This is a genomic window from Pectobacterium odoriferum (assembly GCF_009931295.1).
GTDB lineage: Bacteria > Pseudomonadota > Gammaproteobacteria > Enterobacterales > Enterobacteriaceae > Pectobacterium > Pectobacterium odoriferum.
Window position 1 is genome coordinate 4,598,699 of the sequence record NZ_CP034938.1, and the last position, 11,641, is coordinate 4,610,339.

Sequence of the window (11,641 nt, forward strand, 5' to 3'; positions counted from 1 at the left end):
ATCAGGAGAAGAAGCTCAGAATGGTATTGATGACCGTCCGCTGATTGACGTCCGAGAGGTTGTAGAACAAGGGTAAACGCACCAACCGTTCGCTTTCCTGCGTGGTGTAGCGGTCCTCACCGGAGAAACGACCGAAGTTCAGGCCAGCCGGGCAACTGTGTAGCGGGATATAATGAAAGACCGTCATGATTTCGGCTTCTTTCATGTAATTGATAAACGCACTGCGGTCATCCTGATCGCGCAGTTTGATATAAAACATGTGCGCGTTGTGAATCCCATTGGCAGGCACGGTCGGCAGGGTAATACGCCCGGCATCGGCCAGCGATTTGAATGCCGCGTAGTAGTTCTGCCACAGTTTCAGGCGACGCTCGTTGATCGGCCGCGCCGCTTCCAACTGCCCCCAAAGATAGGCAGCCTGAATATCCGCCATCAGGTAGCTTGAACCGATATCCCGCCAGGTATATTTGTCCACCTGCCCACGGAAGAACTGGCTGCGGTTGGTGCCTTTTTCACGGATGATTTCCGCACGCTCCACTAGCCTTGCATCATTAATCAGCGTGGCTCCGCCCTCACCGCCCGAGGTGTAGTTCTTGGTTTCGTGAAAGCTGAAACAGCCGATATGGCCGATGGAGCCCAGAACACGGCCTTTGTAGCTGGACATCACGCCCTGCGCGGCATCTTCCACGACATATAAATCGTATTTCTTCGCCAGCGCCATAATCGCGTCCATCTCGCAGGCCACGCCCGCGTAGTGAACTGGCACGATAATGCGCGTCTTTTCCGTAATTGCGGCTTCGATCTTCGTTTCGTCAATGTTCATGGTATCCGGGCGGATATCGACAAACACGATCTTCGCACCGCGCAGAACAAAGGCGTTGGCGGTAGAAACGAAGGTATAGCTCGGCATGATCACTTCATCGCCGGGCTTAACGTCCAGCAATATCGCAGCCATTTCCAGCGAAGCGGTGCAGGAAGGCGTGAGCAGGACTTTTTTGCTGCCGGAATAATGTTCCAGCCATTGCTGACAACGGCGGGTAAATCCCCCATCGCCGCACAATTTGCCGCTGCTCATGGCAGCCTGCATATAATCCAGTTCCGTACCGACAATCGGTGGCGCGTTAAATGGAATCATGTGATCACCTGTATAACCAATACGCCGTGCTTTCAATCGTAGCACCACGGCGAAGATAAAGACGAAGCGCCGCTACGTTGCCAACCTGCGTCGCGACCCGAAGACGTACCAATCCTTGTTGTCGACACCACATTTCCGCCAGCGCCATCAGCTGTGAACCGATGCCTCGTACCGTAACGCCCGGCCAGACGCCCAGTAGCCCAATACGTGCATCCGTGTCATCCATTCTACGTAGCGTGACCCATCCTTGTGGATTGCCAGCGGCATCTTCCGCCAGTAAACAGCAGTGGTCGAACGTACCGCGCACAGCGTTTTCAATCCACTGCGCATAGAAACGCCCGCTATCCTCCGGCTGATACCACGGAGAACGAAAACGGCTCAGTGCAAAAACACGTGACGCCGCGTCCCTCAGTGCAGGGATATCGTCGAGCGTGGCTTCACGCCAGCACGGTAGCGGTGTCACAACAGTCGCCCGTTGCAGCGGCAGACTGAGATCGACCTCGCCTTCCACCAATCGAAAACCAAGATCGGCAAGCGCGTCTGCCAGCCCCAGATTGTCCGCCGCAATTTTGGCCTGCGTCAGCGTCAATGCATTCAGCGCATCGAGCGTCAACGCAGGTGCAGAAGGCGAAAAATTCAGCTTACCGCTGTCAATCTTGAAGAATTCACTCTCCCAGCCTAACGGTTCAACCGTGGCACGAATCTCTCCCTTTCCTATTGATGCCGGATGGGTCATCGTTTCGCTCCTTCGTTTCCGCCATCTGGTTCAGGCACGGGTTTAGTCGTTCAGCCCTAAGCGCTCGCCGGTATAAGAGCCATCCTGCACGCTGCGCCACCATTTTTCATTATTCAGATACCAACTGACGGTTTTTCTCATGCCCGTCTCAAACGTTTCTTCTGGACGCCAGCCCAGCTCACGTTCAATTTTCCCAGCATCGATCGCATAACGCATATCGTGGCCTGGACGGTCTTTCACGTAGGTGATGAGATCGCGGTAATACGCCACGCCAGCGGGCTTATTCGGTGCCAGCTCTTCGAGCAGCGCGCAAATGGTCTGCACGACTTCAATGTTTTTACGCTCGTTATGACCGCCGATGTTGTACGTCTCGCCGATTTCGCCTTCCGTTACGACTTTGTACAGTGCACGAGCGTGGTCTTCGACAAACAGCCAGTCACGGATTTGCGCACCGTCACCGTAAACGGGTAACGGTTTGCCCGCGACCGCATTCAGGATCACCAGCGGAATCAGTTTCTCTGGGAAATGGTAAGGGCCGTAGTTATTCGAGCAGTTGGTGATAACCGTCGGGAACCCGTAGGTGCGCAGCCAGGCGCGAACCAAGTGGTCGCTGGAGGCTTTCGATGCGGAATAAGGGCTGCTTGGCGCATAAGGCGTGGTTTCTGTAAACAGATCGTCCGTCCCGTGCAGGTCACCAAACACTTCATCGGTAGAGATATGGTGAAAACGGAACGCACGCTTATCGGCATCAGCCAGGTTCTGCCAGTAGTGGCGTGCTGCTTCCAGCATCGTATAGGTGCCGACAATATTGGTTTCGATAAACGCCGCCGGGCCATCGATAGAGCGATCGACGTGGCTTTCTGCCGCCAGATGCATCACCAGCGCAGGCTGGTAAGCCGTAAAGACACGGTCCAATTCAGCACGATCGCAGATATCCACCTGCTCGAACGCGAAGCGTGAGCTATCAGCAACGGGAGCCAGCGAAGACAGGTTGCCCGCATAGGTCAGCTTATCAACAACGACGACGCTGTCCTGCGTTTCCGTCAGAATGTATCTGACCAACGCTGAACCAATAAACCCTGCTCCGCCGGTAATTAAAATACGTTTCAACGCCATACTCCTTTGGTATCAATAACCCACTGTTGTTTCACATCTTCTGGGTTAATCGCTTTAAACTGACGGTGGTCGACCAACATTACCAGCACATCGGCTTCTTTTAATGCACTGCTGGTATCGACCAGTTTTACCTGTCCGGCCAACACGGACGGCAGGTGTTTGACATTCGGTTCGACGGCTAACGTCACGCCGGTATTCCACTGTGCAATCATGGACGTAATCCCTACTGCGGGACTTTCACGCAGATCGTCAATATCAGGCTTAAACGCCAGCCCAAAGCAGGCCACCGTAACCTCGCTCGCGCGTTTATCCGTTTGCGCCAGATAATCCGCCACGGCTGCTTTTACGCGATCCACCACCCAGAGCGGTTTGCCATCGTTCACCAGTCTGGCGGTATGAATCAACCGAGCCTGCTGCGGATTCTGCGCCACGATAAACCAGGGGTCGACAGCGATACAGTGCCCGCCGACGCCAGGGCCGGGTTGCAGGATATTGACGCGGGGATGGCGGTTTGCCAATCGGATAAGTTCCCATACGTTAATGTTTTGTTCGGCACAAATCAGCGAGAGCTCATTGGCGAAAGCAATATTGACGTCGCGGAAGCTGTTTTCCGTCAGCTTGCACATTTCGGCGGTGCGGGAGTTAGTAACCACACACTCACCTTCGAGGAAGATTTTGTACAGTTCGCTCGCGCGAGCAGAGCACACTGGGGTCATGCCGCCAATGACGCGATCGTTTTTAATCAGCTCGACCACGACCTGCCCCGGCAGCACGCGTTCAGGACAATAGGCAATATTGATATCCGCCGTTTCCCCAACCTGCTGCGGAAACGTCAAGTCAGGGCGCGCGTCAGCCAGCCACTCGGCCATTTGCTCCGTCGCCCCCACGGGGGAGGTCGATTCCAGAATCACCAGATCGCCTTTCTTCAGAACAGGCGCGATGGACGCCGCCGCCGCCTGAACGTAGGCCAGATCGGGTTCGTGATCGCCTTTGAAAGGGGTAGGAACGGCGATCAGGAAAGCATCGGCTGCCACAGGCTTTGTCATCGCCTGGAGGTAACCCTTTTCCACAGCGACTTTGACCAACGAATCCAGATCGGGCTCGACGATATGGATTTCGCCGCGATTAATGGTTTCGACCGCCAGTTTGTTCACATCGATACCGATGACTTTTTTCTGGCGCGACGCAAACGCCGCAGCGGTGGGTAAACCGATGTAGCCCAAACCGATTACGGAAATGGTAGTAAAGCTCATAGTGTCACCTGATAATTTTTATGTCTGCACCGCAGAGCGGCGTTTAACATGGATCTGAGTAATTCTCGGATGCTGATAGATGCATTGAGCGGTGATAATGGGTAGATCGTAAAGACGCTGTGAATACCTCCCTGTACGCTCGGATTGCGCAGATATGAATCTCATCCCTGAGATTCACCCTTTCAGGGCCGTCGCTAGCGACGTTCAAAAACGTTCATGACGTTTTTGTCCATGGCGCAAACGCTTTACTCTTCTATCCCATTATCACCGTTTGCATTCTGTAAATCGGCTCTTCGCAGCCCGAAAATGTACTTAGCGATTTTTTATGTCGGGCTATCCCTGCCCGACCCCCTTCGGGCCGTCGCATAGCGACGTTTAAAATCGCTCCTAGCGATTTTTTAAAGCATCAACGATGCGTTGACAGGCTTGTCCATCACCATAAGGGTTATGAGCGCGACTCATTGCCTGATACGCCTCTTCATCCGTCAACAGCATAGATACCGCATCGACAATGCTGGTTACTTCCGTACCTACCAGCTTGACCGTACCCGCTTCAACCGCCTCCAGCCGTTCTGTCGTATCACGCATCACCAATACGGGCTTGCCTAACGACGGCGCCTCTTCCTGAATGCCGCCAGAGTCGGTCAAAATCATGTAAGAACGATTCATCAGATACACGAAAGGCAGATAGTCCTGCGGCGCAATCAGCATCACATTATCAATGCCGCTCAGGATGCGATTCACCGGTTCACTGACGTTAGGATTCAAATGGACCGGATACACAATTTGTACTTCAGGGTGTCGACGGGCGATATCTGCCAGCGCACTGCAAATGCGCTCAAAGCCACCACCAAAACTCTCGCGACGGTGTCCGGTAACCAGAATCAGCTTCTTGTTATCGTCTAAAAAAGCATATTTTTCGTCGAGGTTGCGGCGTAATGCGGCGTCCCCGAGAATGCGATCGCGCACCCAGAACAGCGCATCAATCACCGTATTACCCGTCACAAAAATATGCCGATCAGACAGATGCTCACGCAGTAAATTTTGGCGGGAATTTTCCGTCGGGGCGAAATGGTACATCGCCAAATGCCCGGTCAGTTTGCGGTTAGCTTCTTCCGGCCAGGGCGAGTAGAGATTGCCAGTACGCAATCCCGCTTCTACGTGGCCAACGGGGATACGCTGATAAAAAGCCGCCAGACTAGTTGCTAACGTCGTGGTGGTATCGCCGTGTACCAACACCAGATCCGGTTTGAACTCCGCCATAACGGGTTCAAGTCCCGATAAAATCCGGCAAGATATCTCACTGAGTCCCTGTCCAGGTCGCATAATATCCAGATCGTAATCCGGCGTAATATCGAACAAACGCAGCACCTGATCCAGCATCTCCCGGTGCTGGGCTGTTACGCAAATTCTCGATTCAAAGGCTCCATCCTGAGCCAAGGCATGAACCAGCGGTGCCATTTTTATGGCTTCCGGCCGGGTGCCGAAAACAGTCAATACTTTCACATTGAATCTCTTTAATCAGGTTATACGCAGACGCTCGCTGAGCATCAGACGCGAATCAGCAAGCGGGTTAGCGCGGGCGGCGAGCCAAGGCAACACCCGCACCGACGAGCGCACCAATCGCCCCCCACATCACCATCAGGAATGCCCGGCGTGGGCTGTCTCGCTTCACCGGTTCTTCCGGCGTACGCAAATAACGATACGTCTGGAAAGCAGCCTCAAGCGTTGGGCCAACGTTCAGCGTCGCCAACATTGCGCGATTTTGATCGTAATCCAGTTCGTAGTGCGGGCCGCTGGTCTGCAACGTCTCCAGTCGGGCTTGAAGCATCGGCCTGCCAAGCAGGAACATTTCCGATGCGGGGATTTCGTCTGCGGGTGTATCCGTCTGACTACGGCTAATACCTTGCTGTTGGGCGATTTTCAACGCCAGTTCAACGCTGCGGACTTCACGATCATAAATCGCTTTTGCTACCGCTTCCTGACGCTTGATCTGTGACTTCATGAAGATGGTTCTGGCCGCCCAGGCACCCTTGATCTCTTCATTCAGGTGGCTGGCTGCACGCTGGCTGGCAAAAGCCACATACTGACGAAGCAACGTGTTGGAATCTTTAGAGGTTTCCGCCACCAGCTTCACGGAATCATTGGTTTTTTTCCCGTCGTCACGCGGCGTAAACTGAATATTGTTGACCAATTCATCCAGCAGAGCCGCATCGGCTTTTTCATCACCTTCCAGACGCTGCTTATAATAGTCAGTCTGCAGCCAGAAATCGCGGCGGGTATCGTAAGCCGCTAATTGCATGATGAATTCGTCATACGCATCGGCCGAAATAGACGGTTGCTCTGGCTGAGGCGCAGAAAAAGAGCGGGCGTCGAGGTTACGCAGGAATTGCTGCTGCGAATAATACCCTCCCAGCATGTTGACCGTCGGCTTGTCGGTAATCGCTGTCGCGCTCCACTCCTGTTTAACAAGATAGGAATAGCCTAGTGCCACGACGGCAAAAAGCAGGCCGAACGCTATCGGCCACACCTTTCCACGCCACAACAGGCGAAATAGCCCACGGATATCCAGTTCGTTATCAATCAATGCATTCCCGGTAGACAAGTTCTCTGATTTCATTACTTCCCCAAAATTATTTGGTCAGGATGACTGCTTTTGCTCATCAGAATGCCGCATACGGCGTTTGATTCGCTTGATAAAACGGGCGACCCGCCATGCTCGTTTCAGGCAGTAGCCATACAGTAGAAATGCAAGCAAGAATAATGCCAACATGAACCATTCGGGTATAAAAAAGAAATATTCTCCCAACACGCCAACCGCAGCCAACAAGGCGGCAGCAAGCGTAATCAACAAAAATGCCTGGCGGGAAGAAAAGCCAGCGCGCATCATTAAATGATGGATATGCTGTCGGTCAGGCGAGAACGGACTCATCCCTTTACGCAAGCGCCTATACATAATGGCGATCATATCGATCAGCGGGATAGCGATGATCCACAATGCGGTAACTGGATTAATCGGATGCTGCGGGCCTTGCGTTGTTTGAATCAGGAGCCAGATGGCCGTGAAGCCAATCATCGTGCTACCTGCATCGCCCATGAACACCTTGTAGCGAGGTCCAAACATGCCGAGATTAAGCAGAATGTAAGGTAAGGTCGCAGCAATCATGGCGAAACACCACAATGCCAGATTCGTATGGCCGCTCAGATACAGCAAAATCCCCATCGCCCCAAATGAGACACTGGACAATCCGCCGAGCAATCCATCGATCCCGTCCACCATATTGAACGCATTAATCGCCGCCCAAACGGCAAACAGCGTGACCAGATAGCCAAACGGCCCCAGCCCCATCTGCCACGGGCCGAAAATGTATCCCAAGTTGTGTATCGTCAAGCCGGCGAAAGCCATCATCACTATGGCAACAAACGCCTGCACAACAGCCCGAATTTTCACGCTGATATCAAAACGATCGTCCAGCATGCCGATAAACACCAGCACACCCGCGCACAGCAGGTAAAGACGGAAGTTGGGGATATATTGATCGGTAATGAAGTAGGTAAAGCAGATACCCGCATACACGGAGATACCACCGACCAGAGGCACAAGACCCCGATGGCGTTTACGGTAGTTGGGACGATCGACAAGCCCTATTTTACCCGCGATGCTGCGAGCAAAAAAAAGGAAGCCTAAAGAAAACAAGAAAATAAATAGTAATTCGGTACTCATAGTGAGTAAGTTCACCGTTAACAGCTGCGCTGTAGCTGTTCAGTATAGACTCGGTTTACGCCTTATATCCTATCGCCCACATTGATCGCCAGTACAAATTGAGTGATAACCGAGGCTTCACAGTAGAAAGCCCCTTCACATCCGATCAATTAGGGGATAAAAAAACGCCACGACCCAGCGTGGCGTTCCCCGAGTTATCCGTAATGGATGAACGCCCGGATTTATGAACGTTTCATCATATCGAAGAATTCATCGTTGGTTTTTGTCATCGCCAACTTGTTGATGAGGAATTCCATCGCGTCGATCTCACCCATTGGGTGGATGATCTTGCGTAGAATCCACATCTTCTGCAATTCTTCAGAGGTGGTAAGCAGTTCTTCTTTACGCGTACCGGAACGGTTGTAATCAATCGCCGGGAACACGCGTTTTTCTGCGATTTTACGCGCCAGGTGCAGTTCCATATTACCTGTACCTTTAAATTCTTCGTAAATCACTTCGTCCATCTTGGAACCGGTATCAACCAGCGCGGTGGCGATGATTGTCAGGCTACCGCCTTCCTCAACGTTACGCGCCGCACCGAAGAAACGCTTCGGACGATGCAGGGCGTTCGCATCCACACCACCGGTCAACACTTTGCCCGAAGCCGGAACCACGGTGTTGTAGGCACGCGCCAGACGGGTAATGGAGTCCAGCAGGATGATAACGTCTTTCTTATGCTCAACCAGACGTTTCGCTTTTTCGATCACCATTTCAGCAACCTGAACGTGACGGGAAGCAGGTTCGTCAAACGTTGACGCAACCACTTCACCTTTCACCAGACGCTGCATCTCGGTCACTTCTTCCGGACGTTCGTCAATCAGCAGCACCATCAGCACGCAGTCAGGATGGTTGTAAGCGATGCTCTGCGCGATGTTCTGCAGCAGCATGGTTTTACCCGCTTTTGGCGGTGCAACGATCAGACCACGTTGACCACGGCCGATCGGCGAAGCCAGATCCAGCACACGCGCCGTCAGATCTTCTGTCGAACCGTTACCCCGTTCCATACGCAAACGAGAGTTTGCGTGCAGCGGTGTTAAGTTTTCGAACAGGATCTTGTTGCGGGCGTTTTCAGGTTTGTCGTAGTTGACTTCGTTAACTTTCAGCAGCGCAAAGTAGCGTTCACCTTCTTTCGGCGGACGAATCTTGCCAGAAATGGTGTCACCAGTGCGGAGGTTAAAACGGCGGATTTGGCTGGGAGAAACGTAGATATCATCGGGGCCTGCGAGGTAGGAGCTGTCTGCGGAGCGGAGAAAGCCGAAGCCATCCTGCAATATCTCCAGCACACCATCGCCGAAAATATCCTCGCCGCTTTTAGCATGCTGCTTCAGAATAGCGAAGATAATATCCTGTTTACGCATGCGGGCTTGGTTTTCCAGTCCCATATTTTCGCCAAGAGTAATTAACTCAGAAACTGGCGTATTCTTTAATTCGGTAAGATTCATAGTGGTGGGTTCTTTAACTCGGGGTAAATCTCGAACTATTAACGTGAATGGTATGGCAGGATCATCCGTGCCTCTATAGCAGCCTTCAACCACCGGATTCCTGTCTGGTTTCACACCTGAAGCGCATTAAATCCGCGCAAAACGACATCCGCATAAACGATATCCGCATAAATCAACGGCAGGAGATCGAAGACACATAAAACTAATTATTGTAAAACTAATAGACTGTCAAAATCGGATCACAAACGTGTTGTAAAACAACGATTTTTTCGATTTCGACACAGAATAATGCTTTAGACTCTAACTTTCAGGCTTAAGCCTAAGGGCTTAAACATAGGCAAGTACGATGTGCAGTGATGAAGAATCTAACACGCTTCCCGACGAGCGGCAAGCAGTCAATACGAGAATTGCATATTGACCAATTGCGCCCGCCGCCCCCCTTTAGAAGGGGAGCAAGCTAATTACAGATTCGCCGTCAGGAACTCTTTCAGTTGCCCTTTGGACAGTGCGCCGACTTTCGTCGCAGCGACTTCGCCGTTTTTAAACAGCAGCAGAGTAGGGATGCCACGGATACCATATTTTGGTGCGGTAGCCGGGTTTTCATCAATGTTCAGCTTGGTAACCGTCAGTTTACCTTCAAATTCTTCAGCAATTTCATCCAGAATAGGAGCGATCATTTTGCAAGGACCACACCACTCAGCCCAGAAATCAACCAAGATAGCGCCCTCAGCTTGCAATACTTTCGTGCCGAAGCTGTCATCAGTCAGGTGAATTATTTTATCGCTCATATTTTACTCCGCAGGATTATTTCTACCTTGTTGGTGTAGCATTAACCAACAACGGCTTGACTTTATTTCACCGGATACGCTTTCGTAAAGCAATAGTTAGCTGATATTCTACCACACTATGAGCAAAACACACTTAACTGAACAGAAGTTTTCCGACTTCGCCCTGCACCCGCAGGTTATTGAAGCTCTTGAAAGTAAAGGGTTTCATAACTGTACGCCTATTCAGGCGTTAGCTCTGCCATTGGCTCTGTCAGGGCGTGATGTTGCGGGTCAGGCGCAAACCGGTACCGGCAAGACGCTGGCTTTTCTTGCGTCTACTTTCCATTATCTGCTTTCACACCCTGCAAATGCAGAGCGTCAGACCAACCAGCCACGTGCTTTAATTATGGCACCAACCCGTGAATTGGCTGTCCAGATTCACTCTGATGCAGAAGCGCTGTCTCATGCAACTGGGCTAAAATTAGGTTTAGCCTACGGTGGTGACGGCTACGACAAACAGCTTAAAGTGCTGGAAAGCGGCGTTGATATTCTGATCGGCACCACCGGTCGCCTGATCGATTACGCCAAGCAGAACCACATCAATCTGGGCGCGATTCAGGTCGTCGTCCTGGACGAAGCCGATCGCATGTACGATCTCGGCTTCATCAAAGACATTCGCTGGCTATTCCGCCGCATGCCCGCAGCGGCACAGCGCCTGAACATGCTCTTTTCCGCTACGCTCTCCTACCGGGTGCGTGAACTCGCGTTTGAACAGATGAATAACGCCGAGTACGTGGAAGTAGAGCCAGAGCAGAAAACCGGCCACCGCATTAAAGAAGAACTGTTTTATCCGTCCAATGAAGAAAAAATGCGCCTGCTCCAGACACTGCTGGAAGAAGAGTGGCCGGATCGCTGCATTATTTTTGCGAATACCAAGCACCGCTGCGAAGACATCTGGGGCCATCTGGCTGCCGATGGCCATCGCGTTGGGCTGCTGACGGGCGATGTCGCGCAGAAAAAACGTCTGCGTATTCTGGAAGAATTTACCCAGGGTAATCTGGATATTCTGGTGGCAACGGACGTTGCAGCACGCGGTTTGCATATTCCTTCTGTGACCCACGTTTTCAACTACGATCTGCCGGATGACTGCGAAGACTACGTTCACCGTATTGGCCGTACAGGCCGTGCGGGACAAAGCGGATTCTCTATTAGTCTGGCCTGTGAAGAGTACGCGCTGAACCTTCCAGCTATCGAAACCTATATCGGTCACGGTATCCCAGTCAGCAAATACAACAGTGACGCGCTGATGAGCGATTTACCTGCGCCGAAGCGTTTAACGCGTCCACCGCGTTCCAATAATGGCCCGCGCCGACACAATGCGCCGCGCCGCAGTGGAGCGCCCCGTAATAACCGTAAACGAGCGGACTAACCG

The 11,641-nt window shown here is 52.2% G+C and carries 10 protein-coding genes; 1 reads left to right on the forward strand and 9 read right to left on the reverse strand.

Features of this window, described 5'->3' with window-relative positions; all coding sequences use genetic code 11:
- Position 1: 1 nt before the first annotated feature.
- The 9 genes from rffA to trxA form a co-directional block, all read right to left on the reverse strand.
- Positions 2-1,132, reverse strand: coding sequence for a dTDP-4-amino-4,6-dideoxygalactose transaminase (gene rffA, locus EO763_RS20745; protein WP_039492900.1), 1,131 nt, complete (start codon positions 1,130-1,132; stop codon positions 2-4).
- A gap of 4 nt (positions 1,133-1,136) precedes the next feature.
- A complete protein-coding gene (gene wecD, locus EO763_RS20750) occupies positions 1,137-1,868 on the reverse strand; it encodes a dTDP-4-amino-4,6-dideoxy-D-galactose acyltransferase (RefSeq protein WP_161530070.1) in 732 nt (243 codons plus the stop codon).
- Positions 1,869-1,910: 42 nt separating this feature from the next.
- Complete coding sequence (gene rffG, locus EO763_RS20755) at positions 1,911-2,984, reverse strand: dTDP-glucose 4,6-dehydratase (RefSeq protein ID WP_208851965.1); 1,074 nt, start codon at positions 2,982-2,984, stop codon at positions 1,911-1,913.
- Positions 2,975-4,237, reverse strand: a complete 1,263-nt coding sequence (gene wecC / locus EO763_RS20760) for a UDP-N-acetyl-D-mannosamine dehydrogenase (protein WP_161530072.1) — start codon at positions 4,235-4,237, stop codon at positions 2,975-2,977. Before wecC ends, rffG begins: the two co-directional genes overlap by 10 nt.
- Positions 4,238-4,624: 387 nt before the next feature.
- Positions 4,625-5,743 (reverse strand): non-hydrolyzing UDP-N-acetylglucosamine 2-epimerase, encoded by a 1,119-nt coding sequence (gene wecB, locus EO763_RS20765; RefSeq protein WP_161530073.1) that lies wholly within the window; start codon positions 5,741-5,743, stop codon positions 4,625-4,627.
- A 67-nt stretch (positions 5,744-5,810) separates the two neighbouring features.
- Positions 5,811-6,857 (reverse strand): ECA polysaccharide chain length modulation protein, encoded by a 1,047-nt coding sequence (gene wzzE / locus EO763_RS20770; RefSeq protein ID WP_039474265.1) that lies wholly within the window; start codon positions 6,855-6,857, stop codon positions 5,811-5,813.
- Positions 6,858-6,878: 21 nt separating this feature from the next.
- Entirely contained in the window at positions 6,879-7,976 is a 1,098-nt protein-coding gene (gene wecA / locus EO763_RS20775; protein ID WP_208851966.1) for a UDP-N-acetylglucosamine--undecaprenyl-phosphate N-acetylglucosaminephosphotransferase, read from the reverse strand.
- Positions 7,977-8,182: 206 nt separating this feature from the next.
- A complete protein-coding gene (gene rho, locus EO763_RS20780; RefSeq protein WP_010283881.1) occupies positions 8,183-9,442 on the reverse strand; it encodes a transcription termination factor Rho in 1,260 nt (419 codons plus the stop codon).
- A gap of 461 nt (positions 9,443-9,903) precedes the next feature.
- A complete protein-coding gene (trxA, locus tag EO763_RS20785; RefSeq protein WP_010283883.1) occupies positions 9,904-10,230 on the reverse strand; it encodes a thioredoxin TrxA in 327 nt (108 codons plus the stop codon).
- 118 nt (positions 10,231-10,348) lie between these two features.
- On the opposite strand from trxA, the gene rhlB reads away from it, so the two are divergent.
- Positions 10,349-11,638 carry an ATP-dependent RNA helicase RhlB gene (gene rhlB / locus EO763_RS20790; protein WP_039363256.1) on the forward strand — a complete coding sequence of 430 codons (1,290 nt, stop codon included), beginning with the start codon at positions 10,349-10,351 and terminating at the stop codon, positions 11,636-11,638.
- The last annotated feature ends 3 nt before the right edge of the window (positions 11,639-11,641 follow it).